Annotated in this window: 23 protein-coding genes and 1 tRNA gene; 10 read left to right on the top strand and 14 right to left on the bottom strand. The window is 60.7% G+C overall.

What is annotated here, in order from left to right; genetic code table 11:
• Positions 1-241 precede the first annotated feature (241 nt).
• Complete coding sequence (locus PQU94_RS06935; protein ID WP_272740737.1) at positions 242-1,858, bottom strand: calcium-binding protein; 1,617 nt, start codon at positions 1,856-1,858, stop codon at positions 242-244.
• Positions 1,859-2,358: 500 nt separating this feature from the next.
• Between PQU94_RS06935 and PQU94_RS06930 the strand changes: the two genes are divergently transcribed.
• The 3 genes from PQU94_RS06930 to PQU94_RS06920 all read left to right on the top strand — a co-directional run bounded on the left by PQU94_RS06930 (position 2,359) and on the right by PQU94_RS06920 (position 6,250).
• Positions 2,359-4,098 (top strand): type I secretion system permease/ATPase, encoded by a 1,740-nt coding sequence (locus PQU94_RS06930; protein WP_272740736.1) that lies wholly within the window; start codon positions 2,359-2,361, stop codon positions 4,096-4,098.
• A 6-nt stretch (positions 4,099-4,104) separates the two neighbouring features.
• Positions 4,105-5,397, top strand: coding sequence for an HlyD family type I secretion periplasmic adaptor subunit (locus tag PQU94_RS06925; RefSeq protein ID WP_272740735.1), 1,293 nt, complete (start codon positions 4,105-4,107; stop codon positions 5,395-5,397).
• A 277-nt stretch (positions 5,398-5,674) separates the two neighbouring features.
• Positions 5,675-6,250: a hypothetical protein gene (locus tag PQU94_RS06920; protein WP_272740734.1), complete on the top strand. Its 576-nt coding sequence runs from the start codon at positions 5,675-5,677 to the stop codon at positions 6,248-6,250.
• Between the two features lie 696 nt (positions 6,251-6,946).
• On the opposite strand, the gene PQU94_RS06915 is transcribed toward PQU94_RS06920, so the two are convergent.
• On the bottom strand, positions 6,947-8,794 hold the full coding sequence (locus PQU94_RS06915) for a type II toxin-antitoxin system HipA family toxin (protein WP_272740733.1): 1,848 nt from the start codon (positions 8,792-8,794) through the stop codon (positions 6,947-6,949).
• Between the two features lie 906 nt (positions 8,795-9,700).
• Here PQU94_RS06915 and PQU94_RS06910 point away from each other — a divergent pair.
• Complete coding sequence (locus PQU94_RS06910) at positions 9,701-9,850, top strand: hypothetical protein (RefSeq protein WP_272740732.1); 150 nt, start codon at positions 9,701-9,703, stop codon at positions 9,848-9,850.
• 1,079 nt (positions 9,851-10,929) lie between these two features.
• Here PQU94_RS06910 and PQU94_RS06905 read toward each other — a convergent pair.
• The 6 genes from PQU94_RS06905 to hemC all read right to left on the bottom strand — a co-directional run bounded on the left by PQU94_RS06905 (position 10,930) and on the right by hemC (position 15,978).
• Complete coding sequence (locus tag PQU94_RS06905; RefSeq protein WP_272740731.1) at positions 10,930-11,349, bottom strand: hypothetical protein; 420 nt, start codon at positions 11,347-11,349, stop codon at positions 10,930-10,932.
• Between the two features lie 156 nt (positions 11,350-11,505).
• Positions 11,506-11,581 (bottom strand) — tRNA-Thr (locus PQU94_RS06900).
• A 100-nt stretch (positions 11,582-11,681) separates the two neighbouring features.
• On the bottom strand, positions 11,682-13,229 hold the full coding sequence (locus PQU94_RS06895) for a heme biosynthesis protein HemY (RefSeq protein ID WP_272740730.1): 1,548 nt from the start codon (positions 13,227-13,229) through the stop codon (positions 11,682-11,684).
• Positions 13,226-14,212 (bottom strand): COG4223 family protein, encoded by a 987-nt coding sequence (locus PQU94_RS06890; protein ID WP_272740729.1) that lies wholly within the window; start codon positions 14,210-14,212, stop codon positions 13,226-13,228. The genes PQU94_RS06895 and PQU94_RS06890 overlap by 4 nt, the downstream gene beginning before the upstream one ends.
• Positions 14,213-14,227: 15 nt before the next feature.
• Positions 14,228-14,911 (bottom strand): uroporphyrinogen-III synthase, encoded by a 684-nt coding sequence (locus PQU94_RS06885; protein WP_272740728.1) that lies wholly within the window; start codon positions 14,909-14,911, stop codon positions 14,228-14,230.
• A gap of 122 nt (positions 14,912-15,033) precedes the next feature.
• Entirely contained in the window at positions 15,034-15,978 is a 945-nt protein-coding gene (gene hemC / locus PQU94_RS06880) for a hydroxymethylbilane synthase (protein ID WP_272740727.1), read from the bottom strand.
• Between the two features lie 133 nt (positions 15,979-16,111).
• On the opposite strand from hemC, the gene tsaD reads away from it, so the two are divergent.
• The 5 genes from tsaD to PQU94_RS06855 are packed head-to-tail and all read left to right on the top strand — an operon-like array spanning position 16,112 to position 19,152.
• On the top strand, positions 16,112-17,245 hold the full coding sequence (tsaD, locus tag PQU94_RS06875; protein WP_272740726.1) for a tRNA (adenosine(37)-N6)-threonylcarbamoyltransferase complex transferase subunit TsaD: 1,134 nt from the start codon (positions 16,112-16,114) through the stop codon (positions 17,243-17,245).
• Entirely contained in the window at positions 17,242-18,258 is a 1,017-nt protein-coding gene (locus PQU94_RS06870; RefSeq protein WP_272740725.1) for an NAD(P)H-dependent glycerol-3-phosphate dehydrogenase, read from the top strand. Before tsaD ends, PQU94_RS06870 begins: the two co-directional genes overlap by 4 nt.
• Positions 18,255-18,590 (top strand): Rieske (2Fe-2S) protein, encoded by a 336-nt coding sequence (locus PQU94_RS06865; protein ID WP_272740724.1) that lies wholly within the window; start codon positions 18,255-18,257, stop codon positions 18,588-18,590. Before PQU94_RS06870 ends, PQU94_RS06865 begins: the two co-directional genes overlap by 4 nt.
• Before the next feature lie 39 nt (positions 18,591-18,629).
• Positions 18,630-18,872: a type II toxin-antitoxin system ParD family antitoxin gene (locus PQU94_RS06860; protein ID WP_272740723.1), complete on the top strand. Its 243-nt coding sequence runs from the start codon at positions 18,630-18,632 to the stop codon at positions 18,870-18,872.
• On the top strand, positions 18,865-19,152 hold the full coding sequence (locus PQU94_RS06855) for a type II toxin-antitoxin system RelE/ParE family toxin (RefSeq protein ID WP_272740722.1): 288 nt from the start codon (positions 18,865-18,867) through the stop codon (positions 19,150-19,152). The genes PQU94_RS06860 and PQU94_RS06855 overlap by 8 nt, the downstream gene beginning before the upstream one ends.
• Here PQU94_RS06855 and PQU94_RS06850 read toward each other — a convergent pair whose 3' ends face one another.
• Positions 19,153-19,899: a creatininase family protein gene (locus PQU94_RS06850; RefSeq protein ID WP_272740721.1), complete on the bottom strand. Its 747-nt coding sequence runs from the start codon at positions 19,897-19,899 to the stop codon at positions 19,153-19,155.
• 165 nt (positions 19,900-20,064) lie between these two features.
• On the opposite strand from PQU94_RS06850, the gene acs reads away from it, so the two are divergent.
• Positions 20,065-22,011 (top strand): acetate--CoA ligase, encoded by a 1,947-nt coding sequence (acs, locus tag PQU94_RS06845; RefSeq protein ID WP_272740875.1) that lies wholly within the window; start codon positions 20,065-20,067, stop codon positions 22,009-22,011.
• Positions 22,012-22,083: 72 nt separating this feature from the next.
• Here the strand turns inward: acs and PQU94_RS06840 are convergent, their stop codons facing one another.
• The 5 genes from PQU94_RS06840 to rlmN form a co-directional block, all read right to left on the bottom strand.
• Positions 22,084-22,533 (bottom strand): hemerythrin domain-containing protein, encoded by a 450-nt coding sequence (locus PQU94_RS06840; RefSeq protein ID WP_272740720.1) that lies wholly within the window; start codon positions 22,531-22,533, stop codon positions 22,084-22,086.
• Positions 22,534-22,639: 106 nt separating this feature from the next.
• Positions 22,640-23,284, bottom strand: a complete 645-nt coding sequence (locus PQU94_RS06835; protein WP_272740719.1) for a DNA-3-methyladenine glycosylase family protein — start codon at positions 23,282-23,284, stop codon at positions 22,640-22,642.
• 147 nt (positions 23,285-23,431) lie between these two features.
• A complete protein-coding gene (locus PQU94_RS06830; RefSeq protein WP_272740718.1) occupies positions 23,432-24,259 on the bottom strand; it encodes a peptidase in 828 nt (275 codons plus the stop codon).
• Positions 24,260-24,277: 18 nt separating this feature from the next.
• Entirely contained in the window at positions 24,278-24,736 is a 459-nt protein-coding gene (locus PQU94_RS06825) for a DUF350 domain-containing protein (protein ID WP_272740717.1), read from the bottom strand.
• 118 nt (positions 24,737-24,854) lie between these two features.
• Entirely contained in the window at positions 24,855-26,090 is a 1,236-nt protein-coding gene (gene rlmN / locus PQU94_RS06820; protein WP_272740716.1) for a dual-specificity RNA methyltransferase RlmN, read from the bottom strand.
• Positions 26,091-26,133 lie beyond the last annotated feature (43 nt).

Here is a 26,133-nt window from a genome sequence, read left to right as displayed (position 1 = left end):
TGGCGTCGTGTGAGGCGGCAGGAAGCGATCAACCGGCAGGCGAAAGCGGCAAACTGAACCGAGCTTGGTACATTTGCGTCATTTCCGGATTTGCGGAGGTGACAATCCGCCGCGCCGCGCTATGTCTGAGGACGGTTCCTCAACGATAGAGCGTAATATCTGCCGTTGAGAGGGCGAAGTGACGGCGTTTGAGCACACGGCCACTTCGCCTTTTCCGCTTCTTCACCTTCAGGCGACCTCATCAGACGAAGCTGAAGTAGTCCTGATAGTTGAAGCTGCCATCGGTCAGGTCGGCATAGATGGCTTCGCCGTGCTGGATTTGAATCTCCCACTGACCGCCTGCGGCTGCACCGTTATTGTCGCCCTTGATCGAAAGCCTGTCGCCGACACCGTCATTATTGGTGTCGATCAGGGCGGCGTGGTCCTTGAACCAGGTGCTGACGAACTGCTGGCGAAGCTGGGCGTTCTGCAGGTTCCATTCGGGGATGAAGTCGGCAAAACGGATCATGTCCTGCCCCTTGGTGAAGTCGGTGATCACCTTGGTGCCTTCGTCCACATTGAAAGCGGCTGTGCCCTTGGTCCAGTCCACCGTCACCTTGCCGCCCATGACGAAGACGTCCTTGCCGTCGCCGCCGCTGAGCGTGTCGTTGCCGACCCCGGCATAGAGGTAGTCATTGCCCGCGCCGCCACTGAGCGTGTCGTTGCCGTTACCGCCCCAGAGCTGATCATTGCCTTCGCCGCCATTGAGGATGTCATTGCCGTTTTCGCCGTAAAGGTAGTCATTGCCTTTACCGCCGTTCAGCGTGTCATGCCCTTCGCCGCCGAAGAGGTTATCGCTCATCTTGGTGCCTTCGAGCGTGTCATTGCCGCCGAAGCCGTAGAGCTTCACGCCCTTGTCGCCAAAGTCGTAACCGCTCATCACATTGTCGGCGGCATCGCCGTGCACGACCTTAAGGCTTTCACGCAGGAAGTCGCTGGCCTTCAGATCGGACAGGTTGTCGAGCTTGATTTCCATGCCCGTATCCGCCGCATTGCTCAGGTTCTGCACCTTGATGATCACCTGACCGGCCCTGTTGATCGTGGACACACTGAGGTCGAACTTCAGCGCATCCCCGCCCAGCGAGGTGAATCCACCCGTCAGGGCCGAACCGTTGCTGGCCTTGATCTCAAAGCCCGGCAGGTTCATCTCATAGAGATATTTGCCGTTATCCCCGACCAGCGCGTCCGCCGCCGTCAGTACCTTGGACACGTCCGCATCGGACAGGCGCTCGAACAGGGTGCGCAGGTCCAGCTTGTCCGTGCCGCTGGTGAAGTCGGTAATCACGTCCTTGCCGAACTCGGCCCCCAGATTGAGCGACTTGTTGGCGTTGTTGAGCCAGTATTCGAAGCGGTCGCTGCCTGCACCGCCGGTCAATATGTCATTGCCCGACCCGCCACTCAGCATATCGGCCCCGGCACCCCCATCCAGACGGTCATTGCCGGTACCGCCCCACAGGAGGTCATTACCCGCGCCGCCGTCCAGCACGTCATTACCGCTGTCGCCGTAGAGGTAATCATTGCCCTCTCCGCCGAACAGCCAGTCCTGATCATTGCCGCCATAAAGGATATCATTGCCTTCGCCGCCGACCAGGATGTCATCGCCATTCTCACCATAGAGAATGTCGTCGCCAGCCCCGCCATTGACAAGGTCATTGCCGTTGCCGGCCCAGACCCGGTCGTTACCCGCTCCGGCATCAATCGTATCGGCCCCGGCGCTGCCGCGGATGAAATCATCATTCGTGGCGTCCGGTGCACTGCCCACCAGTGTCACGGTCGAGCCGGACACGGTAGATACATTTACATTAAGCTGTATGGACATTGTGAAACTCCATTTCAATGGATTCACGCCAGTATTGGCGCGCCTGATTTTGTGCAAATTGCGCGCCTTACCTGTAAATTGGTGTAATCGTGATATTTATTCACCGTTTTGTTGATTTTATATAATTAACAAAATGATAAATTTCTCCATTTTGAATTTGCACTCAAAATAATTAGCGTGAAATTCAAATTTTTTGTTTAAATCAAAAATTATATTTGCGTTATATTAAAATTGTTATTTGCGAAATTTTGAAAATAAATCTCTATTTGAAACAAAATTACAATTATACATAACCCAAATTTAGAAATTATTATTTTATTAGTATTTATAATTATTTTAAATTAACATATAATAAATTGTTAAAATTCACAACTATATGAATTTAGGTAATATTTTTTCTATTGCATCAGGCAGCTTATCGGCGAAATTTACTAAAGGCAGCGCGCTGATTTACGCATGAATATTGCTGGGGTGTCCGGGAATCTTCTTTGGAGCCCCGGATGATCGACCCTGTAACACCCCGTCCTGCATCCGACGCCCTGTCGCGCCCGTCGGAAGACGCGCAAAGCCTGTCTCTGAAGGTCGCAACGCAACGGCTCCGGCGGCCGTTGATACTGGCAGGTCTGTTCAGCGGCCTCCTCAGTCTTCTGATGTTTTCCGGCGCGCTTTTTATGATTCAGGTTTATGACCGCGTCCTGCCCGCGCACAGCCTGCCGACGCTTCAGGCCCTGATGGTCATGATGGGGCTGGTGTACGGTCTGATGGCGCTGCTCGATGCGGTGCGCTCGCGCCTGTTCCTCCATATGGGGCAGTATCTGTACAACCGGCTGGCAGACGCGGTGTTCCGGGCGCATATCGGTGCGGCTCTTGACGGGAGACCGCAGGTCGGGGCTCAGCTTCTGCGCGATCTGGAGCAACTGCGGAGCTTTTTCAGCGGATCGGGTCGGGTCGTTGGTCTGGACCTGCCGTGGGCGCCCCTGTTTCTGATCCTCCTGTTTGTCCTTCACCCGCTGCTGGGAGTGGTCTGCGCGGCCGGTATGGTCCTGCTGGTCAGCCTGACATTGCTGGCCAACCGGGCCACCGCCGCGCATCAGCGCGAAATCACGCGTTTCGCGGCCCAGGCCCAAAGCCTGAGCGATGCCTGCCGCCACAGCGCAGGCACTCTTGTGCCGCTGGGCATGGTGCCCCAGCTTCAGCGCCACTGGCGCACACTTGGCGGCTTTGCGGGCGATCATCTGTTTCAGCAGGGGGCCACCGCCGGTCTGTATGCGGCCCTGTCACGGGCCTGCCGGCTGGGCCTGCAATCCGTCGTTCTGGCCGCCGGTGCCTATCTGGTCATCACGGACAAGGCCAGCGGCGGGGTCATGATGGCCGCCTCTATTCTTCTCGGTCGCGCCCTCAGTCCTATCGAACAGGCTATCGGCCTGTGGAAGCCGGCCGTGGCCACGCGCGAAGCCTGCCAGCGTCTGCAAGAGGCCCTGAGCGAGGTCAGCGACACGCCGGGCGTGCGCTTGCCCCTGCCCAGCCGTCATCTGCGGGTTGAGAAGGTGCAGGCCGTCACGCCGGAGGGGCGGCCCTTTCTCGACCTCAGCGGTTTCAGTCTTGAGGCGGGCGAGATGCTGGCGGTGGTCGGCCCCAGCGGTGCCGGTAAGTCGAGCCTGATGAAGGCGCTCGTGGGGGCCTTGCCCGGCAGTACCGGCGAGGTGCGGTTTGACGATTCCACCCTGTCGCAATGGTCGCCCGCCGATCGCGCCCGCATCATCGGCTACCTGCCGCAGGAGGTCGAGCTGCTGCCCGGCAGCCTCGCCGAAAACATTGCGCGCTTCAATCCGGACGCAACGTCCGACGCCATTCTAAAGGCCGCCGAAGCCGCCGGACTGGGGCCGTGGATACGCGGCCTGCCTCAGGGTTTCGATACCCGACTCGGCCCCGGTGAAACCGTCCTCTCCGGCGGTCAGAAGCAGCGTATCGCCCTGGCCTGGGCCCTCTATGGCGACCCCTTCGTCCTTATCCTCGATGAGCCGAATGCCGCACTGGATGCGCATGGCGAAGGAGCCCTGCTGACGGCGCTTAAACGCCACTGTGCGCGTGGCGGCATCGCCATCGTCTCCGTCCACCGTCAGGCCCTGATCCAGTGCGCGCACAAGATACTGGTCCTCACCGCCGGTAAGGTGGCCCGACTGGGCGCGCCCGCCGATATTTTCCGACCACACGGCCTTGTGGCCGTCAATCAGGGCTGAGCCGCCATGACTGCGCATAATGATTTCGACAAAATGGTCCGGCTGTCGTCCATCGGCTGCGGCCTGATCGTGATGGGCCTGTTGTCTTTGCTGATCTGGGCCTGCCTCTTCTGCATCGTCGGGGCGGTGATCGCACCGGGTCGCGTCTCGGTCACCGGCAGCGTCAAGCCCATTCAGCACAAGGAAGGCGGGGTCATCCAGTCCGTCCTTGTCCGCGAAGGCGACTATGTGCGCAAGGACGCCGTGCTGATCCGCATGGACGAAACGCAAAGCGCCTCTCAGGATGCCATCCTCGCCGATCAGTGGGCGCGGCTTCAATTGCGCAAGTCGCGGCTTGAAGCCGAAATCGCCGGTCGCGGCTGGCCCGACGCCTCGGTCACGGCTCCGCAGACGCCGGAGGCCGCCCAGCGTCTGAGTGTGGAAAAGGCCCTCTATCAGGCACGTCTGCGTCTGCGCGCCGAGAAGCGTCAGGAAATTCTGGCCCAGATCCGGCAAAGCGGTGAGGCGGTGGAAGGTCTCGATGCGCAGGGGGAGGCCTATGGCCGCCAGTATGCGCTGATCGTTTCGGAAGGCGCGGCCATGGAAGACCTCTACAGTAAGGGCTATGCCCCCATCACGCGCGTCAATCAGTATAAACGACAGGCCGAAGACCTGCGCGCTCAGCAGGCCAATGTCAGCAGCCGCCGCGCCCAGTACCGCACCCAGGCGTCGGCTTTGCGGATGCAGATACTGCAACTGCAATCCCAGACGCAGACCGAAGCCGCGGACGAACTGAAAGATGTGGAGGCGCGTCTGGCTCAGATCGGGCAGGAGCGGCGGGTGACGGTCGATGCTCGCCAGCGCACCGAACTGCGCGCCCCTACCGCCGGGCGCGTCATGGGCCTGCACGTCCATTCGGCCGGCGATGTGGCCGGGGCGGGCGAGGTGCTGATGTCGCTGGTGCCCGAAGGCGATCCCCTGACGATCGAAGCGCGGGTCGATCCCCGTCATATTGATCAGGTGCGCGCCAGGGCGTCTGCCCACGTCCGCTTTACGGCCTTTTCCGCGACCACCACGCCGCAGGCGGATGCCGGCATCGACTCCGTGTCGGCGGACGCCCTGAGCGATCCCAAGACAGGCGAAGCCTATTATCTCGTCCGCCTCAACCTCTCTGCGGCCGGTGTGCCGAAGGCGCTTCGACAAAAGCTGGTGGCGGGGATGCCCGTCGAGGTAATGATCGAAACCGAACGCCGCAGCGTCATGAGCTATTTCCTCAAGCCTCTCTACGACCAGTTCAGCCGCGCCTTCCGCGAGGAATGACTCCCTCTGTGCGATAAAGGTCACGACCGGCGGGAAAAGCGCCGGATTCGCTTTTGAGGCGTGCTGACGGCTCTGGCCTTATACGGCTCCGTATGTAAATTTCCCCGCCAGATGGATGGGGCTTTTTCCAGAACAGGGGCAGATTATGGAAAAAGAGTGGCTGGAGATTTCACAAAAGTTTCAAAATTTGCGCGCGCATTTTTTGCATGTCTGTATTTTTGCGCTAATATTCGAAATTCTATATTTGTGGGGCTATTTTGCTTCGGCGCGACTAAATTTGATATCGTTTCTGTCTGCTTATGATATCGGCCTCTACTATATCTATTTTCTGTTTCTGACGACGCTTCTGACCGTGCTGGGGCATATCTTTTTGCCCTCAAGCGGGAGCCCTGCGGCCGAAGAGGGCCCGCGAAAGCGCAAAACCGGTGCGCACCTTTACGTCTATGCCTTCCTGATCATGGTGATCGTGGCGGGGGTCTCTGCCCTCGAATGGCTGGCCATGCGGCAGGGCGTGTCGATTGACCGCGTGACCGCTGACCTCCTGTCGAAATATGTGATGCGACTGGAAGCCCCGATCATCATGGCGGTGGTGTTCTCACTGGGCTTTATCCTGCTGCTGATCTGGCTGATCGAGTCGCGCAAGATATTCAACGGCACCTACCGCCATGTCCTGTCAGGCTTTATTGTCTTTCTGCTGATCGTGACGCCGCTGGCCGGGGTGTCCTATGGCTTTTCAAAGCGCGTCTGGTGGCTGATGTCGGCGGATCAGACCGCCGCCATGCCTTACTGGGCGGGCTCGCAGCACGTGGTCCTGTATCGTAACGGCGACCTGTACCTGACACCCAAGCTGTGACTGCGGCTCTGTCGCGAGCGTATGGTCATGTGGCCCGAAGCTGTTGCCCAAGACGCAATTCCTGCGCAGTTCAGTAGGCTTTTGAATTTTTGGAAAAGAGTGGTGCCGCTTAGGTGACTCGAATTCTAGAAATAACCGTTTGAATTCAATTTTCTTTGAAATTCTTGAAAATTAAGAGGCCCCCAAAATGGCCCCCAATTCTGTTGTGTTGTTTGTGTTACGGTCCTCAAAAATATAAAGATACCGCACGAACATTCTTCGTCGGGCGCAATAGCACTTAACTGGGGTGCTGTGTAGGGCCTTTGTAATGGGGACCGGTTTTAGGCGCAAGAGCGTGTAGATGCCGCGTCATAGAGCCGCTGAAATAGGCCGACAAGTCGGACCAACAACTCCTCAGATGGTACTTTCGATCTCTTCTAATTTTAGCCGTTCGGTACTCTGGACCCGGCATAAGCCGTCCAACGTCGGCTCGCGTCTGCGGAGGTATGCATGGCTTTTGAAAGTCCCGGAGGAGGCTCAGACGGGATAGGTGTGCCCCGCCGCTGGAATGCTGCGGCTATGGCTTGATCCAGTTCGGCGGCGCTGATCTCGGGGCTTCGTGGGATGGCTCACAGATCTTAGTAGTCTTTCATCCGCCCGTGTGTGAGACCGAGCGCAGCGATCGCCTAGACCGCGCAATAGTTGCAGTCCCCCGGACTAATCCGCGTCATTCAGTAGGTCATCGGTTCTTCGAGCTACAATTTCCTGTATTTTTGATTTCAGATCTCTTATCTGCGCGGGATAGTCCAAGTCAGGCAATTCCAAAATCCTGGCGGTGTCGATAACGGCCTGGATAAGAGTGGTCATTATTGAAACAGCGTCGATAACGGTTATACCTAGGGTCTGGGCTAATTGAACGAAGTCACGACGCTTCAGGCGGTCGTCCTTTCCATTGACCTTCAACGCCATGCGGTCGTGTCCGAGGCCTGGAAATACCCTCGTGGTAACGGCGTCGTAGAGTGGCGCGAAGCGGACACTCTTGAAGTACCGCTCGTTTTCATATGTGGTCTTCAGTAATGCCAGGTTCTTCAAGTGCATGTCGCCATCGGCAATCAGCCAGGCGAAGAGGGCACGCATGAAAAGCGTCTTCATATCGTCGTTTGGCTGCGTGGAGAGGGGCCGAAGGCCCCGACCTATCTTTTCGATTGTTCCGTCATATTTGGTGGAGGCGGGCTGATCCAGGACTGAGCAAAAATCCTCCATTGCCAGCCAGCGGCGGTCATCATTTGAACTGCGGATATCAAAGCGTTCAACCAGCAGAGCAGGTGGCATACCTTCGGGCATAGCAATGAGGGCTGCGTTGGGCGTTTCGAACCCGGCCCCTCGTCCCAATTCCAGGCAGAGCCATTCGACGACGGGCAGTCCCTCGAAGCCGGAGGTGCCCGCTGGCTTCATAATGTGAGTGAATGGCAAGTCGATGGCGGGCTTGAGTTCGCCTTCCGAGGTCAGGCACATCGGCGCCTTGATTTGAACGCCTGAAAGCCTTGGGGTCTGGGCATGGATGAACACTCTCGCCAGATTTTGTTCAAATGTGCTTTCGATATCGTCCCTGGCAGGGCCTTTGTAAGTGCCGGTGAAACGCCCATGGTCCGAATGGGCTGCAAGGGGAGACTGTAAGACGTCTTCGGGCAGCGCGTTCAGGTCAGCCGATGACGGGACGATGTCGATGTTCGACATGTAGCGTCTGCCGGAGCGCAAGAAGTCGCGGTCATCGCGGGCCTCCAGGATTTGTGCCAGCCAGCCCTCCGGTAGTAGCGATTCTACCAGAGATGGCAACTTCCCCGGGTGTGTATCTCTAATCAGCGGGGGCGCCTTCGCGGGCGAGGGCTTCCAGCGCCATTCGGCACCATCGTGGATAAGCGTGCCGACCGGCTTCTTGTTCCAAGCAACTATCAGGTTGATCGTGGACTTGTTTTTGACGGGGCGGTGGCCTTCGTCTATTCCCTTTAGGTAGCGCTGGGCACCTTCCAGTTCCTTGAGCCAGCCGTTTTCCCTGGCCAAAGGCCACAGCGCATCGACGATCGCGTCGGGGCTACCGAATTCGTCTCTCAATCGCCGGGCGGTCGCGGCACGTATGTCCTCCGTGATGGCGCTGGCATGTTCACTTCTCAGGCGGAAGGCCTCGAGGAAGCGTTGGCGCGGCGATGAAGCCTTGGCATGCATCTCACCCATGTCGTCACCGACGATGACGTCGATCAGTGACGGACTGGGAGGGGCCTCGTTCTGGATGATCTCGAGCGTTCTGAGTCTGGTACGCTGGTTCCGGCGTCCGCTTAAGAATAGGCGCCCATCCGACGTGGGGGTCAGGTTTAACGACGATACAGATGCCAGGTACGCGGTAGGGTAAAGGTAGTGGGCAATCCTGACCGCATGGGAGCGGATGACCTGGTTCACGTCAGATACCGCAGAGGCATAGACACCGCGGACGATTTGGATAAGTTCGCCCTTGTTGGCCTGAAGGTGCGCCTGCTTAGGTGTAATGGTCTCGCCGACGAGGTGCAGCATGGAATTATCTCGCATCTGACGTGCGGCATAATTCCTATGTCGTTGCGGGTTTGTCAAGAATTATCTCGCATGTCAGATGCGAGATAATTCCGCGATCAAGGTGAAGTCGTTTACCTTTACGCTCATCCATTACGGCGCCTTGGCCTTAACACCACTCGTCGGTCAACCTCTAGGCATCGCCATAAGGCCCTCTCACTGTGCGATTGTAGTTTTGGATCTTCGATGTCTGCGTGAATAGTCCATGGCGGCCGCTGGGTCGGCCTCGGTAATTACGCGATCTGTGCAATCTGTTTCAAACGCACCGTTGTTACGTACAACATGGTCTTCAAAGTCCCAAACTTTAGAACGGGATAGGAACAGCCTGAGGGGGCGAGTTTGACGCGAAACTCGGCCTCTAGATGGCCAGAGTTGCGGGCGAATTTACAATCGTGCGAAGCCGCACACTGGGGCATTCGGCTCCTCGGAGCTTTCGCCTACCAAGCCGAAATGCCCTTCATCAGGATGTCGAGGATCTTCTTAGTTGTGGTTTCCAGAATGTTAATTTTCGCCGAGAATTGACACGGTGGACCTACGTATTTACGGGAGCCGCTGTCTTGACCTTCACGATCTATCGGGCTTAGGTGACTCGAATTGTCGAAATAAGCCTTTGAATTCAATTTTCTTTGAAAATATTGAAAAACAAAAGGCCCCCAAAATGGCCTCCAATACTGTTGTGTTGTTTGGGTTGCGGTCCTCAAAAATATAAGGATACCGCACGAACATTCGTCGTCGGACGCAATACCCCTTAACTGGTGTGCTGTGTAGGGCCATTTTTAATCGTGACCGTTCCTATGCGCAAGAACGGGTATCCGCAAGATCGGCAAGTACGCGCTCGAAGACCACGGTCGGAAAGCCATGCCCCCGCCCATGGACATCGCCGACGCGTTCGCCCAGTTCACTGCGGCGCAGGTCAAGACCAATGAGATGCTCGCAGACATCCTGACGCAGCTCAAAGCTGGCGGGACAGAATCCAAGAAGGGCGGGGAGGGCAAAGAGTTGGCCCTAAGCGGGCTTTAGGCCTACGGAAAGTAATCGCTTGCGGCCTGACTTCTATTTCACATGGTGACTTACGGGTCGATCCAACCTATGGTTACCTTCGGTGAGTCAGGGGGGAAACATGAAGAACCTGAATGGCTGGTACAGGATTGGTGTGATCCTTAGCGTAATTTGGGCGGCACTCGTCGTCTTCACCGGGGCTCGAACAATTCTGTGGCCGAAGCTTGAGACAGCAAGCGTTATTCAAGCGTTATGTCAGTCGACTCATGAGCGCCAACATAAGCCCGTTTCAAGTTGCGATGCAGAGGCGGCTGTAGCCGTGAGGGCGGCGTTCGCCGAGGCATATCCCATCCCTCTTTACGCTGTCGGAGGACTGCTACTGGGCTGGGGAGGGACGCTTACTGTTGCCCAAGCGGTCCGCTGGGTACGTGTAGGGTTCACTAAGGTCTGATCTAATTGTTGGGGAGGGAGAGTTCTCCTCACCCTCGCTCACCGTCCGTTCCCCTGTGGCTAGCTTGAAGATCACCGAAGGGTGGATTGCCCGCGCTCTAGGGAGCCATTCCGCCCCATCTTCACCTTCCAGCCCACGTATAACGACGCGCCGGTCACCATTCGGTCCACCATGATCGACGGAGAGCCGTGGTTCGTTGCGCCGGATGTAGGCCGCTGGGTAATGCTTGACGACAAAGGAGGTAGAGCTCGGCATCTACGCCGCTTGAGCCAAACCGTCTCTGAGTTTCAAAAGCTTATCGCCCACATAAAAACGGCCGGCGATACTCTGGAGCGCGTCGCACCGAACGAGGTGCGCGTCTGAGCCATCCGCAGCGGATTGCATCGCCATTGAAAACTACGCGGAGAGTGAGAGCACCTATGGGCAAACCATAAAGGAGGCGATGGACTAAGGATTGCCTTCGCCGCGGCTTGCCCGGAGGCTTCGCTCTTGCGCCATATAATGGCGTCCCTCAAACCCGCGCCCGCATGAACGACGGGGCTATGCCCCCGAAACCGCCGCCATCACCATCAACCCCATCGGAGAAAAATCAAACCCAGCGCGTGGCGGAAAACACGACGCCAACAATCGCGTCCGCGAAAAAGCCGACCTAACTGAAAACCCGAACAACGTTACGATGAATGATCCGGGCTAGACCGTTATTGAAATCCTCAACGGCAGTTAACACGGGGTCTGAGTAAATGTCGGATAGTTCGTCGTCGGAGAGTGACAACGGGTAGGCAGCTGAGAACGATGAGGTTGGAATGGTAACGGCTCGCAATACGGGGATTAGACTGTCCAACTCCGCACGCGATGCCTCCTGGATTTTGCAGTACTTTTCGCCGCAGACGATGTGCTCACGCAGAGCATTTAAAATCGAAGCCGATTTTGCGGCGTCTATTGCCCTGTCATTGATCTTAGAAAGCGTTTTCTCCCAACCCATTCCAGGTAAGATGTCGAGACCGCTCAGCACTTTGTGCGCAACGCCCCATGGCATTCGCGCTTTCATGCTCCGTTTGGCGTCTAGCATTGCCCCTCCTGAAATCGACTCATCGGGGAATTATAGAGCATCATAATTTGGGGTTGTATATGGAAATGGCGTGCCCCATCTGTGCCCCATGAACGCAAGGCGGCGCGTGTTTGTTTCGCGTAGTTGTGTCAAGATATTGATCTTAATGGGGAAAAATGGTGCCGCTTAGGTGACTCGAACACCTGACCCCCTCATTACGAATGAGGTGCTCTACCGGCTGAGCTAAAGCGGCACTTAGATGCAGGCGCATAATCGCCCGCCCCGGTTCGGAGAGCGCTGTTTACAGGCTCCCATAGCGGTTTGGCAAGGCCCCAAAGCGCCCGCGACGGCAATTATTTTGTGGGTTTTGTCTTGCGGGCGCGGGGTTTGGGGGCAGGCGGGGCGACTTCGGCCTCATCGAGGTCGTGTCCGGCAATGGCCGCGTCGTATCCATCCGGGCTGAGGGCCAGATTGTCGGGCAGGGGGGCGGGGCCCGACTTTTTCTGCGCCGCCTTGACGAAGGGCATGGACGGCACGTAGCGCGTCGGCATGTCGGGCACGTCGGGCAGACCCTTTTCGGCGCGTTCATGGCGCGGGTGCGCCAAAGCCCCCGTTTCGGCATAGGTCAGGACCAGCGTCGTCCAGTCGGACGCCGTATAGGCAAAGGCCTTCCCCTCTGGGTCAAGGTCGGACCAGTCGGGCTCGGCCCTGGCCAGAGAGGCCTTGGCCACCCAGCCGCGCGCCCCGTCCACGTCCTGCACGGCCAGAGCCGCCTTGGCCATCAGACCGCACAGGCGGCGCGTCAGGCGCTCCTCGGTCAGCTCATCCTCAAGGGCTGCCGTGGCGCGGTCGATATCCGCGCGCACACCGCTCAAGACGGCGCGTTCGACCTCCAGCAGGCGGCTTTCGCGATGCTGCGGGTTGCGGTCGATCAGACCTTGCAGGCGGCGGGCGCGGTCCTTCGGCGTTTCATCGTTGACGAGGTCGCGATAGGCCAGCCAGATGGCCGGGTGCGGCTGAGCGGCATAGGCGGCTTCCAGCACGTCTTCGGCGCGGCCGAGCTTGTTATGGGCGGCCAGCAGGCGCGCGGCAATGACCGCACCGGGCGCGAACATGGGCTGGAGCTTGGCGGCGCGCACGGCGTAATCAAGCGCCTGTTCGCGGATCTGTGCCTCAGGGGCAGTTTCCAGATGCGCAGCGGAGGCGGCCATCAGGGCGGCGCGCGCGCGTTCGGCAAACAGCGGCGAGACCAGCTTGCGGTTCAGCGCCCCTTCGACCAGATCGAGCGCTTCGGCCCATTCGCCGGCGGTCGAGCGCGCTTCGAACAAGGTTTTGAAGGCCCACATGGCGGGCTTGGGCTGGTTGTAGCCTTCGGCGGCGAGACGGATGGCCTCGGCGCGGTCGCCTTCGGAAATGGCGAGGGTCATCAGGCCGCGCAGGCCGGCGAGTTTCAACTCCGGCACACTGAGCATGGCCGTCCAAGCGGCGCGGGTGGCGACCGGGTCTTGGGCGGTTTCGGCGGCCAAGGCGTTGAGGATGCGCACCAGCGCCACATTGTCGTGCACATCCACGGCCTTGATCGCCTGACGGCGGGCTTCGGCCCCATCGCCGGACACAACGGCGACGAAGCCACGTGTGAGGGTCTCTTCGCCCTGCCGACGGCGGGCGGCGGCGCGCTGGCGTTCGGCGCGCTGCGGGGCGCGCGACATCCACAGGACGAGGTTCCAGAAGCACACGGCCGCGAAGGCCAGCAGACCGATGGCAATGACGGCCGCGGCCGCCGGGGTGTCGATGCGGTAGCCGAGCCAGATCAATGTCGCCGTGCCGGGGTCACCGGCGGCGGCAAAGGCGACGGCAATCAGGGTAAGGATGCTGAGCAGAATCAGAAGCGTGCGGATCACAGGCCGTGCTCCGGCTGAAGCGTGATGCCGTCCTTGGCGGGGCCGCTGGCGTCGGCGCTGACGTCTGCGCCGTTGGCCGTGCTGTAATTGGCCTGACTGAGGCGGCTTAAGGCCTCGACCGTGATGCGGCGCGTGGTGGTATCGACCAGCACGCGGTTGCGCGCCTCGGTCATCCACGGCTTGAGCGCGGCTTGCGAGGTCGGGGGCAGGGTGGATAGGACGGTCAGCGCGCCGTTAAGATCGCCCTGATCCAGACGGCCCTGCGCCTGAAGCAGCAGCGCATCCGGGCCTCGTGCCGCGCCGTCGATGCGGCGTATGCTGATCATGCCGCTGAGCGCATTGGTCAGGCGCGTCAGGAAGCTGTCGTCGGTCTTGGCGCTGGCGGCGGTGCGGGCCTTGGCGGCATAGGCCGGAAAGCTGAGGGCTAGCGCGATTTCGCTGGGCACGCCCTTTTGCGCCAGAGGCCGAAGCGGCGCGACCATCACCGTGTCAGTCAGGCTCTTTTCAACGTCGGCCAGTTCGGAAAGGAACGGCTGAGAGCCCTTGGCCGCCTGTTGCAGGCCCGACGCGGAAGTGGCGGCAGCGGCGGCCTGAATCAGCAGACGCTGATTGGCCTCAAGGCGATCGAGGCGCTCGGACAGGCGGTTTAGGGCCGTTGGGTCGGCATAGGTGGGGGCTTGCGGGGTTTCGACGGCGGCCTGCGCCTGACGCACGCGCAGGGCGTTCAGTTCGGCGGTCAGGCGGGCGATTTCGGAGTCTTTTTCGCTGTCCTTGGCCACCGCTGCGGGGTCGAAAGAGCCGGCCACGGTCTTTTGCGGGGCGCTCAGGTGCTCCTTATAGACCGCAAAGCCCAGCACCCCCAGCGCCAGCAGCACAAAGACGATGGGAAAGGCAAAGGCGATGATCAGCGGGCCGCGCCCCCAACGGGTCTTTTCCGGCTCCGCCGCAGCGGGGATCGGGTTCGGGGCGAAGTCGTCGGTCATGGCGGTCCGTGGGTTTTAGAGCCTGGCGAACAGGGCCTCTTCATCCGGAGAGGCCGCTACCTCTATGTTTAGGCCCGCAGAGGGTAAATTTCCAGTGAAATTGAGGTGTTCGCGCAAGCGTTGGGCGGTGGCCTCTGAGATGCAGAGGACCCGCGCCGTCGCACCGCTCAGATAGGGGGCGCAGGCCTGCGCCCCGCGCGGTGAATAGAGCAGGATATGGGTGATCGCCGCCATTTGCGCTCTGGCGTCAGGGGCGTCGCGCACCACGGTGCGATAGAAGAGGACCGGGTGCAGGTCGAACCCGGACAGGGCCGCAGTCAGGTCACGCGTCGGGGTTTCGGGTTGCGGGTAGAGGAGGGGGCCTTGCGGGGCCTCAGCTTTCAGCAGGCGGATCAGGTCTTCGACATCGCCACGGGCGCTATGCACGGTATGGAAGCCAGCCTCACGCGCTTCGCGGGCGGTGGCGTCGCCGACGGCCCACACCGTCTGATGCCGCGTCGCGTATTGGCGCGTAAAGGCTTTCAGGCCATTGATCGAGGTGGCGACAATATGGGCGAAGCGCGCCACGTCGATGTCGGGGTTTAAGGATTCGACCTCAAGCAGCGGGTCATTGATCACCTCAAAGCCGCGCGCCCGCAGCGCCCGCGTCGTGACGCTGGCCTGCGGCTCCGTTCGGGTAATCCATATTAATTCGCTCACGGCTACCTCACTGCGTTCGGGCCCGACATCTAAAATAATTGGGGGGCGGCGCAGGGGCGCCGACGCCCGGTCGGGCGCTTTTTATGGCCGTGCCTTTTTACTAAACGCAGAATGCTAAAAAATCAGCCTGTGTATTGGATCAGCCGGTCGCCGGCCTCATCGCGGATAGACTGCCCCAGACGCAGGCCCAGAGCGTGCGCCGATTCCACCGTTGGCGCGCTGATCGTTTCGCGCCTTTGCCAGCGCGTGCGGCCATCGGCCGTCAGGGCCTCAACAAACAGGGTGAGCCCGTCGCTTTCGATCTTCGCATAGGCCCCGACAGCCGTGCGGCACGAGGCTTCGAGCGCCACCAGCGCGCCGCGTTCGGCCGAAATCTGCAGGTGCGTTTCGACGTGGTGCAGGCGCTTGATCCATTCCTGATCCAGGTCGGCGGTGCGGCATTGTACGGCCAGCGCGCCTTGGCCGGGGGCACAGGGGAACAGGTCGGGGTCGATATAGGACTTGATATGCGCTTCAAGCCCCATGCGTTTCAGGCCCGCCGCCGCCAGCAGGATGGCGTCGCAATGCCCGGCCTCCAGCTTCGACAGGCGCGTATCGACATTGCCGCGCAGCATGACGACCTCAAGGTCCGGCCGCACGGCCAGGGCCTGCGCCTGCCGCCGCAGTGAGGCGGTGCCGAGCTTTGCGCCTTGCGGCAGGTCTTCGAGGCGGCGGTAGTTGATCGACACAAAGGCGTCGCGCGGGTCTTCGCGCACCGGAAAGGCGCACAGGCTGAGGCCGGGAATATCCTCGGCGGGCATGTCCTTCAGCGAATGGACGGCGACATCGACGTCGCCATTCAGAAGCGCGTCCTCAATCTCCTTGGTGAACAACTGCTTGCCGCCGGCTTCGATCAGGCGGCGGTCCTGAATGCGGTCGCCCTGCGTGGTGATGATGACCAGCGGCGCAACCTCATGCGACAGGGCCGGGTCGTGACCCAGCGCGGTGACGATCTGACGCTGAACCCAGCCGCATTGGGTGGTGGCCAGCCGCGAACCGCGCGTACCGATTTTCAGAAGTGGGGTCATAACTTAGCCTTCGGGTTGCTATGTCTCTTCCCTAAAATTTCGCCCTGCGGCTTGCAAGCCCCTTGACCTGCGGCCATTTGGCCTTTTCAGGTAACCCCTCTCTCCGCAAGGCAGCGAGAGATAAGGATATGTAATGTCTCTTTGCGTTTTGGGTGTCGAATCGAGCTGCGACGAAACCGCGGTCGCCGTGGTGCGGCGGGGCGATGACGGCGCGGTCGAAGTCCTGTCTTCGGTCATCCACTCTCAGGTGGTCAAGCACGCCGTCTATGGTGGCGTCGTGCCGGAAATCGCGGCGCGTAGCCACGTCGAAACCATCGACGATCTGGCGCGCCTGGCGCTCGCTGAGGCCGCTGAAAAGGGCGTCGGGGTGGACGCGATTGACGCGGTGGCGGCCACGGCGGGGCCGGGGCTGATCGGCGGGGTGATGGTGGGGTTGAGCTTTGCCAAGGGCTTTGCCCTGTCGCGCGGTTTGCCGCTGATCGGGGTCAATCACCTCGAAGGTCATGCCCTGTCCGTACGTCTGACGCACGATGTGCCGTTTCCCTTCCTGCTGCTGCTGGTCTCCGGTGGCCATTGTCAGTTGCTCCACGTGCGCGGCGTCGGCGATTATGAGCGTCTGGGGACCACGATCGACGATGCGGCGGGCGAGGCCTTCGACAAGATCGCCAAGACTCTGGGGCTGGGCTATCCCGGCGGCCCTGCGCTGGAGGCCGAGGCGGCGAAGGGCGATGCCGCGCGCTTTACCCTGCCGCGCGCGCTTTTGGGACGCAAGGACTGCGATTTTTCCTATTCGGGGTTGAAAACCGCCGCCGCCAAGATCGCTATGGAGCAGGTAAAGACGCCGCAGGATCGCGCCGATCTGTGCGCCTCGGTGCAGGCGGCGATTGCGCGGCAACTGGTCGAACGTTCCGCCCGCGCCATGCGCGCCTTCAAGGCTGAACATGGGGGGGATAGCCCGGCCTTTGTCGTCGCGGGCGGCGTGGCGGCCAACAAAACGGTGCGGTCTGAGCTGTCGGCACTGGCGCAAAAGGAGGGGTTTGAATTCGTGGCCCCGCCGCTTGCCTACTGCACCGACAATGCGGCCATGATCGCGCTGGCCGGGCTGGAACGCTTTGCGCTGATGCGGGCGGCGGCCGATTATGATGGGGACAAACAGGTGCATGATGGACTGTCGGCGCTGGCGCGGCCACGCTGGCCCCTTGACGAGCGCCGTGCGCTCAGTGCACCCATACATAAGTTTTCGGGACGCAAGGGAGCCAAGGCTTGACCCAATTCGTGCACGCCAAAGCCTTTGACAAGGTTGGAATCATCGGGGCAGGGGCATGGGGTACGGCGCTGGCGCAGGTCGCCGCGCGGGCCGGGCGCGAGGTCTTGATCCAGTGCCGTGAGCCGGAAGTCGCCGAGTCGATCAATGCTCAGCACCTCAATCACCTCTATCTGCCGGGCCGGGAGCTGCTGCCGCAGGTAAAGGCGACCGCCGATCTGGCCGATCTGGGCGACTGCGATTTGATTCTGGCCGTGCCGCCGGCGCAGCATATGCGCGCCTCGCTGAAGGCCTTTGCGCCGCATGTGCGCGACGGCCTGCCCATCGTCCTGTGCGCCAAGGGGGTTGAGCGCGGCACGGACTGCCTGATGAACGAGGTGCTGGCCGCCACCCTGCCGCAGGCGCGCGCGGCTGTGTTGTCCGGGCCGTCCTTCGCCGCCGAAGTGGCGCGCGGCCTGCCCACGGCGGTGACGCTGGCCTGCAAGGATGCCGAGCTGGGGGCGCAGATTTCGACGACTTTGGCGACGCAGACCTTCCGCCCCTATCTGATCGACGACATGATCGGCGCTGAGGCGGGGGGGGCGCTGAAAAACGTTCTGGCCATTGCCTGTGGTATTTCCGAAGGTAAGGGACTGGGGCGTTCGGCGCACGCCGCCCTGATTACGCGCGGTTTTGCCGAAATGACCCGTCTGGCCGTGGCGCTGGGGGCGAAGGCCGAGACGCTGAGCGGTCTGTGCGGCATGGGTGATCTGGTCCTGTCGTGCTCGTCGCCGCAATCGCGCAATATGAGCGTCGGTCTGGCCCTCGGTGGCGGGCAGACTCTGGCTCAGGCGCTGGAAGGCAAGATTTCGGTCGCCGAAGGAGTGGAATCGGCCCCGGCGGTCAAGCATCTGGGCGAAAAGCTGGGTGTCGATCTGCCGATCTGCAACATGGTGGCGACCATCCTGTCGGGCGAAGCCAGTGTCGATAAGGCCATCGGCGATCTGATGTCGCGTCCCCTGAAGACCGAACGGTGAGACCGCCTCCCGGCACCGTTATCTGCACCTGGGCTGAGCTTCAGGTAACCGGCACCGTCCTCTATCGTCAGGACGGATTTGAGGGGTTTGTCATCCTCGATGACTATTTGCCGCGCGGCTATGTCGATGCGTGCCCGCACAACGGGATGCTGCTGGGGGGCGATCAGGAAGAAAGCGATTATCAGACGCGCGAGCAGGACGTGATCCTCTGCCGCTGGCACGGCGCGTCGTTTCTGAAAGACAGCGGCCTTTGCATCGGCGGCCCCTGCGCCGGTGAGCACCTCACTCCGTGGCCGGTCGAACGCCGCGACGATGAGGTGGTGACGGTTTAGTCGCGCTGTGCTAATATTTAGCACAGAAGGAGCCTGACCATGGCACGCACAACCTCCATATCTCTGGGTGACCATTTCACCGGCTTTATTGCAACGCAGCTTGAAGAAGGCCGCTATGGGTCTGCTACCGAAGTGGTGCGTGCCGGACTGAGGCTGCTTGAGGAACATGAGGCCAAGGTCAAGGCGCTGCAACAGGCTCTGATTGAGGGCGAACAATCCGGTCCCCCTGAAGCCTTCGATAGTGACGCTTTCCTGAAGCAAATGCGCGCCGAACATGGCTGAGGCGTACAGCCTTCGGCCGGCCGCACAAGCCGACCTGCGCGACATCTGGCTATACAGCCGCCGTCAATGGTCGGCGGATCAGGCGGATCGTTATACACTCTTAATCGCCGCCGCCTTCGATGATCTGGCGGCAGGCCGCCGTAAGGGCAAACCCGTGAATGTGCGGACAGGCTATCTCAAATATGCCTGTGGGTCGCACATCATCTATTTTCGCCTGAACGATGGGCTCGACATTGTTCGCATCCTGCATCAACGCATGGATGTCGAAACGCATCTGTAGTCAGGGCCGTTCCTCAGCCTCAAACTTGGCAATATCTTTCAGCAGGGCCGGAACCGCCGCTTCCAGAATCTGCTGCCCCAGCGCCTGCGTGGCCAGTGATGAGTCTGCGCCGATGCGGCCGTCAGTGAAGCGCGCGCGATAATCAAGTGCGTCGCGGATCGGGCCGGTGGGCGCAATCGGCGGGTCCATCGTCAGGTCGCGCACGGCCTGCGGATAGGCGGCCCAGGTCAGGGCGATTTCCGACGGCGTGGCGTGGCTGCCGTGCCCGGTGGGGAAGAGGCGGGCGCACAGAGGCGAAATGCCCGGCAAATCCCACCAGTTCGACAGTTTCAGCGCGAAGGGGCAGCGCACGCCCTGCCATGACCACTGGCTATAGATTTCCGAAAAGGCCGCTTCGATCGAGGCGACATTGCCGCCGTGGCCATTGAGGAAATAGATGCGCTCAAAGCCATGCCGCCCCAGCGACTTCACCCAGTCTTCGATGGCCGCCATAAAGGTCGAAGGGCGCAAGGAAATGGTACCCGCAAAGCCCAGATGGTGCTGCGCCATGCCGATATTGAAGGTCGGCGCGACCAGAATATCGCCTTGCTTCTCCGCCGCATGGGCGATGATTTCCGGGCACAGCCAGTCGGTCCCCAAAAGCCCCATCGGGCCGTGCTGTTCGTTGGAACCGATGGGAATGATCACCGTCTTCGAGGTCTTCAGACGGGCTTCGATTTCCGGCCATGTGGAAAAGGCGAGATGCACAGCTAGTCCTTCAAAATGGTCACAAAAATGATCCACATTGCATAACCAATATACGACCTATTGCCAAGTTTCCCTGCCGCGCAAATTGTGGTTGGCTGGCTCGACAGGGCCGTGGATCAGTCTTATCTCTACGGCAAGATAAGCAAGAAGATGTGTGAGGACGCCATGACGGTTGATACGCTGAACAATACGACTCTCTTTCCCGTGCCGGCGACCTATCCGCGCGCAAACAGCGTGACGGCGGCGGCGCTTCAGGCGCAGCGCGATCTGGTCAAGTCCGACCCGTGGGCTCACTGGCGGCAACTGGGCGAAGCGCTCGACTGGATCAAGCCCTTCACGCAGGTCAAGGACGTGTCCTTCAACCGCGAAGACTTCCGCATCCGCTGGTATCACGACGGGCAACTGAACGTCGCGGCCAACTGCATCGACCGCCATCTGCCGCACAAGGCCGATACGGTGGCCTTTATTTTCGAAGGCGATGAGCCTAACGAGTCCTACACCGTCACCTATGGCCAACTGGCCGAGGCGGTAGGCAAGCGCGCCAACCTTTTGAAAAAATACGGTGTCAAAAAGGGCGACCGCGTCACCATCTATATGCCCATGGTGCCGGAAGCGGCCTATTTCATGCTGGCCTGCGCGCGTATCGGGGCGGTGCATTCGGTGGTGTTTGGCGGCTTTTCGCCCGACAGCCTGGCCGGGCGTATCAATGACTGTCAGTCGGAATACGTGGTCACCACCATCGAAGGCCGTCGCGGCGGCAAGTCGGTGCCGCTCAAGGCCAATACCGACCTCGCCCTGCTGCAATGCCCCGGCGTGAAGCACGTCTTCGTCACCGGCAATGGCTGCTCGCTGAGCCATGACGGGCGCGACCTGTGCGTCGATCCGGAGCTGGAAGGTGTAAGCGCCGACTGCCCGGCCGAGCCGATGAATGCCGAAGACCCTCTGTTTATCCTCTATACGTCGGGTTCGACGGGCAAGCCGAAGGGTGTGCTGCACACCACGGGCGGCTACCTCGCCTGGGCAGCCTATACGTTCAAAACCGTGTTCGACTGGCATGAAGGCGATGTCTATTGGTGCACCGCCGATGTCGGTTGGGTGACGGGCCATTCCTACGTCGTCTATGGCCCGCTGGCCAATGCGGCCACCTCGCTGATCTTCGAAGGCGTGCCCAACTACCCCACCGTGTCGCGCTTCTGGGAAGTGATCGACAAGCATCAGGTGACGACCTTCTACACCGCGCCGACGGCCATCCGCGCCCTGATGCGCGAAGGCGATGCGCCGGTGCTTAAGACCTCGCGCAAGTCGCTGCGCCTGCTGGGTTCGGTGGGTGAGCCGATCAACCCCGAAGCCTGGCTGTGGTATCATCGCGTGGTCGGCAACGAAAACTGCCCTATCGTCGATACCTGGTGGCAGACCGAAACCGGCGGTCACCTGATCACCCCGGTACCGGGGGCGACGGCCTTGAAGCCCGGTTCGGCCACCCGCCCCCTGCCGGGGATTGAGGCCTGTCTGGTCGATAATGAAGGTAAGGAACTGAGCGGGGCGACCGAAGGCAATCTGTGTATCTGCGATTCGTGGCCGGGTCAGATGCGCTCGGTCTTTGGCGATCATCAGCGCTTTATCGAAACCTATTTCTCGACCTATCCCGGCAAGTATTTCACCGGCGATGGCGCGCGTCGCGATGAAGACGGCTATTACTGGATCACCGGCCGCGTCGATGACGTACTGAACGTTTCCGGCCACCGTCTGGGCACGGCCGAGGTCGAAAGCGCGCTGGTGGCGCACCACAGCGTCGCCGAAGCCGCTGTGGTCGGCTTCCCGCACGACATTAAGGGGCAAGGCATCTATTGCTATGTCACCCTGACCAAGGGCGTGGAGCCCACCGAAGCCCTGAAGACTGAACTGCGCAACTGGGTGCGTCGCGAAATCGGCCCCATCGCCTCACCGGACGTCATCCAGTGGGCGCCGGGCCTGCCCAAGACGCGCTCCGGCAAGATTATGCGCCGCATCCTGCGCAAGATCGCCGAACGCGACGTGTCGAACCTCGGCGATATTTCGACGCTCGCCGATCCGTCGGTGGTGGCCGATCTCGTCAAGGGCGCGGGGCTTTAAAACAGAGCGCAAAGAAATGGCCTCCCCTGAGAACGGGGAGGCCATTTTGAAAGATGGTGTTGGGATTAAGCCTTACGCCCCGGCCATCATGTCCTTTTTCAGCGCATCCATTTCCTTGGCCAGCTTGCGGGCCTGATCGGCGCTGAGATAGGTCTTGGCCTTTTCGAAGATTTCGCCCTCTTCCTCTTCGACGTGGTGCATGACGGCGTGCTTCAGTTCGCCGAAATGCAGCAGCCACTGATCGCTGTCGGCCGACAGGCCGGACACCTTCTGCAGGAAGGCTTCGATTTCGTCATGCTCTTCATTGGCATGGTCCATCTTGTGCTCGACGGTTTTTGAGCGCGTGGCGTCCAGAATGGCCTTGTAGAAGGTCTCTTCCTCGCTCTTGGCGTGGAGCGTCAGCTCGTTTTTGATCTCATTGAACACACGCAGGCGCGTCGCGCCATCAGCGGCATTGACCACCTGCTCCATCAGGTCCTCGACCTTGCGGTGGTCTTTTTTGATGTAATTATAGATATCCATGCCTCGGCTCCAGTCTCATTATAGGTTGAGCGCTGAGCCTAGACCCGCCTTGCGTAAGAGCGATATGGCGCAGCTACAGCCGGGTGTAAGCCGCGGGTAAGGACCTTCAGAGCGCTTTGCTCGCCTCCCCCCGCTTGACCGCGCCGTACCAGCCCCACAGGGCGTGCGACACCACCGAGCGGTAGGGCGACCAGCGCACGGCACGCTCGCGACAATAGGCTTCGTCCGGGCGGGCATCAAGGCCGTCGAGCCAGCCGACGGCTTCGCGCAAGGCGATGTCACCGGTCGGGAAGATGTCGAGGCGGCCTTCGCAGAACATCAGATAGACCTCCGCCGTCCAGCGCCCTATGCCTTTCAGCGCCGTCAGGTGGCCGATGGCGGCTTCGGCCTCCAGGCCCCTCACATGCGCGAAATCGAGCGACCGGTCATGGACGGCTTTGGCAAGAATGCGCGCATATCTGGCCTTGGGACGCGACAGGCCATGCCCGCGCAGGGTCTCATCGGACAGGGCCAGCAGATGGGCCGGGCTCATTTCGGCCAGGCCGCCGCGCACCTTCTGCCAGATGGCGTCGGCGGCCTTAACCGATAATTGCTGCTCGACGATCAGGCGCAGCAGGCCTTCGAAGCCGTCGGCCCGGTGACGGAAGTTGAGGTCGCCCACGGTGGCAAACAGTGGCGCCAGCGCCGGGTCGGCTTCGGCCAGAGCGGTCATGTGGGCGCGTTCAAGGGGGACGAGGTCACCGGGGATCATGCGTGCAGACTTACACGGATGACCGCGCGCGTCACGTCCCGAATATTGCGGTTAAAATCGTAATTTGTCTCAGAGGAGGTAAAGCCCCACCGCCACGCCTTTCAGGCGCAGTCCCCATCCCCAGCACGCTGGTGAGGTATAAGGTCGTCAGCTTTGAATACAGCCGACCTGTGCGACGCGATAATCGCGACGCAGCGTATCGGAGACGATGCCGTAATTGCGGCGCGTCAGCAGGTCTTCATGCTCGAAATCATAGGTACGCGACGGCGTATTGCCGATCTTGGCCAGAGTAGCCGGTGTCGAGGAATAGAGACGCCCGCGGCGCGGCTTGGTTTTCAGGGTGATGCCGATAACCTGAGACTGGGCGTTGAGGGTCGGGCCGCCCAGCAGCTTGTTCAGGCTGCCTGAGACATCCTCGGTATGTCCGGCCTCGGCCCAGGCCAGAACGGGCTCTGCCGCCTCAAAGCGTTTGCCGGTCTTGAGCCGGGTTTCCCCGATCAGGCGGCCGGTGGCTTCGCCGACCTGATCCTGCGGAAAACCCGGCATGAAGCCGCGCATGCCCGGCTTGATCGTCTTCGGATCGGCGAAGGGCAGGGGACGCGCGCCGCTTTCGGTGACGGCCAGCACATAGTTGTCGAGGCTGCGCTTATACTGCACCCGGATACGCACCCCCAGATGGCCACCCAGATTAAGGAAAGGATAGCGGCAGTTGCGGATGCTTTCGCGGGCCAGCACCCACTCACCGGACTTGGAAACCGAAAAGGCCGTGCCGCGATAATCAATATCGTTCATCATCGGCAGGCTGATGATCTCGTTATGCGAGAAGGGCGAATAGGTGGCGAAGAGGGCCGCTTCGCCGGGCGCGGGCGGTGGCGGGGCGGGCGGCGACATGGATTTGTCGGCCCAACGACCGGGCACGATCACCATCAGCGCCACTGCCGAACCGTAGAGCAGCCAGTCGGGGATCAGGCCCATCCTAAAACCCCTTTGCGGTTAACCGGCGACGGCGGCGGCGAGGATCAGGGCGACGGCCAGCTTACCCGCCACCAGCAACACGGCGGCGGAAACCTCGCCTTCGTCGATGCGCTGCGGCAGGCCCGCCAGCAGAAAGTCCACCAGACGGAAGACGAACAGTTGCAAAAGGACGGTGGCACCCCCCCAGATCAGAATTTCACGCACCGAGGTCGAAGCGGCCATCGACGCTGCCAGTGGTACGGCCAGACCGATGATCACGCCGCCATAGGCCACCGCCGCGGCCGAGTTACCGTCGCGGATCTGCTGGATTTCTTTATAGGGCGTCAGGATCGAATAGATGAAGGCCCCGATGAACAGCATCAGCAGGGTCGCCCCGGCGTGCAGTAGGGTAATGGGGAAGCCGGAGGCAAAGGCCTGCACCTCCGGACGCAAAACGTCCGGCACCAGAAAATCGAGATTGAGGAAATCCGGTATCATGCCAATCAAAGCCCCGATTACACCCGCCGTCCCAAGCGGACGAGGAGTATTGTATCGGGGTTGTTGCAAGATCAAGGCCGAAAATGTGACCGTTTTTTATAGCCACACAGGCCCAAAACTACATGCCGGAGGCCAGATGGCCGTAAGGCAGCTCCGTTTCGATCGCGTCTGTCTCATTATGGGGCGTTTCGTCTTCGACCTGGGCCAGACCTTCGACCTGCGCCTTGCGCAGCGCGCTGGCGCGGACCTTCTCGCTCTCGGACTTCAACTGACCGCAGGCAGCCAGAATGTCGCGCCCGCGCGGCGTGCGGATGGGCGAGGCGTAGCCGGCCTTGTTAAGGATGGCCGCAAAGGCTTCGATGGTCCGCCAGTCCGAACATTGATAGTCGGTGCCCGGCCAGGGGTTGAACGGGATCAGGTTGATCTTCGCCGGAATGCCCTTGATCAGATTAATGAGGGCGCGCGCTTCGGCGGGTGAGTCGTTAACGCCTTTCAGCATCACATATTCAAAGGTGACGCGCCGCGCGTTCGACAGGTCCGGATAGGCGCGGATGGCGGCCATCAGGTCTTTCAGCGGGTACTTCTTGTTGACTGGCACCAGTACGTCGCGCAACTCATCATGGGTGGCGTGCAGCGAAATGGCCAGCATGGCCGCCGTACGCTTGCCCAGCGTGTCGAGTTCCGGCACCACACCGGAGGTCGAAACCGTGATGCGGCGGCGCGAAATGGCGATGCCTTCATTGTCCGAAATGATGTCGATGGCATCGGCGACATTGTCGAGATTGTACAGCGGCTCGCCCATGCCCATGAAGACGATATTGGACAGGCGGCGGTCTTCCTTGGGCGACGGCCATTCCCCCAGATCATCGCGCGCTACCTGTACCTGCGCCACGATTTCGGCGGCGGTCAGGTTACGCACCAGACGCTGCGTGCCCGTATGGCAGAAGGAGCAGTTGAGCGTGCAGCCGACCTGAGACGAGACGCACAGGGCGCCTGAGCGACCTACATCCGGGATATAGACGGTTTCGACCTCGATACCCGGCGCCATGCGGATCAGCCACTTGCGCGTGCCGTCTTTCGACACCTGACGCTCGACCACTTCCGGGCGGGCAAGGGTGAATTTTTCGGCCAGCGGCCCGCGCTGATCCTTGCCGATATCGGTCATCTTGTCGAAATCGGTGAAGCCGTAATGGTGCACCCAGCGCCAGATCTGCTGGGCGCGCATCTTCGCCTTGCGCTCCTCGACCACACCGGACTCTTTCAGCGCCGCGATCAGGCCATCGCGCGTCAGGCCGGTGATATTCACCTTGGCGCTTGCGGCGGGTTTGGCGGACAGGTCGAGCGTATAGGCCACGGGGGGACTCTCAGAAAAGGCACAGATGCGGGGAGCGAGTGGG

It is taken from the genome of Asticcacaulis currens (assembly GCF_028550395.1).
GTDB lineage: Bacteria > Pseudomonadota > Alphaproteobacteria > Caulobacterales > Caulobacteraceae > Asticcacaulis > Asticcacaulis currens.
The sequence above is the reverse complement of the archived record's forward strand: the minus strand, read 5'-3'. Positions and strand labels throughout refer to the sequence as shown.

What these genes read in the sequence shown, in the direction of transcription:
- PQU94_RS06935 (WP_272740737.1), bottom strand. Translation starts at nt 1,858, where the DNA reads ATGTCCATACAGCTTAATGTAAATGTATCTACCGTGTCCGGCTCGACC.
- PQU94_RS06930 (WP_272740736.1), top strand. Translation starts at nt 2,359, where the DNA reads ATGATCGACCCTGTAACACCCCGTCCTGCATCCGACGCCCTGTCGCGC.
- PQU94_RS06925 (WP_272740735.1), top strand. Translation starts at nt 4,105, where the DNA reads ATGACTGCGCATAATGATTTCGACAAAATGGTCCGGCTGTCGTCCATC.
- PQU94_RS06915 (WP_272740733.1), bottom strand. Translation starts at nt 8,794, where the DNA reads ATGCTGCACCTCGTCGGCGAGACCATTACACCTAAGCAGGCGCACCTT.
- PQU94_RS06910 (WP_272740732.1), top strand. Translation starts at nt 9,701, where the DNA reads ATGGACATCGCCGACGCGTTCGCCCAGTTCACTGCGGCGCAGGTCAAG.
- PQU94_RS06905 (WP_272740731.1), bottom strand. Translation starts at nt 11,349, where the DNA reads ATGCTAGACGCCAAACGGAGCATGAAAGCGCGAATGCCATGGGGCGTT.
- PQU94_RS06890 (WP_272740729.1), bottom strand. Translation starts at nt 14,212, where the DNA reads ATGACCGACGACTTCGCCCCGAACCCGATCCCCGCTGCGGCGGAGCCG.
- hemC (WP_272740727.1), bottom strand. Translation starts at nt 15,978, where the DNA reads ATGACCCCACTTCTGAAAATCGGTACGCGCGGTTCGCGGCTGGCCACC.
- tsaD (WP_272740726.1), top strand. Translation starts at nt 16,112, where the DNA reads ATGTCTCTTTGCGTTTTGGGTGTCGAATCGAGCTGCGACGAAACCGCG.
- PQU94_RS06860 (WP_272740723.1), top strand. Translation starts at nt 18,630, where the DNA reads ATGGCACGCACAACCTCCATATCTCTGGGTGACCATTTCACCGGCTTT.
- PQU94_RS06855 (WP_272740722.1), top strand. Translation starts at nt 18,865, where the DNA reads ATGGCTGAGGCGTACAGCCTTCGGCCGGCCGCACAAGCCGACCTGCGC.
- acs (WP_272740875.1), top strand. Translation starts at nt 20,065, where the DNA reads ATGACGGTTGATACGCTGAACAATACGACTCTCTTTCCCGTGCCGGCG.
- PQU94_RS06840 (WP_272740720.1), bottom strand. Translation starts at nt 22,533, where the DNA reads ATGGATATCTATAATTACATCAAAAAAGACCACCGCAAGGTCGAGGAC.
- PQU94_RS06835 (WP_272740719.1), bottom strand. Translation starts at nt 23,284, where the DNA reads ATGATCCCCGGTGACCTCGTCCCCCTTGAACGCGCCCACATGACCGCT.
- PQU94_RS06830 (WP_272740718.1), bottom strand. Translation starts at nt 24,259, where the DNA reads ATGGGCCTGATCCCCGACTGGCTGCTCTACGGTTCGGCAGTGGCGCTG.
- PQU94_RS06825 (WP_272740717.1), bottom strand. Translation starts at nt 24,736, where the DNA reads ATGATACCGGATTTCCTCAATCTCGATTTTCTGGTGCCGGACGTTTTG.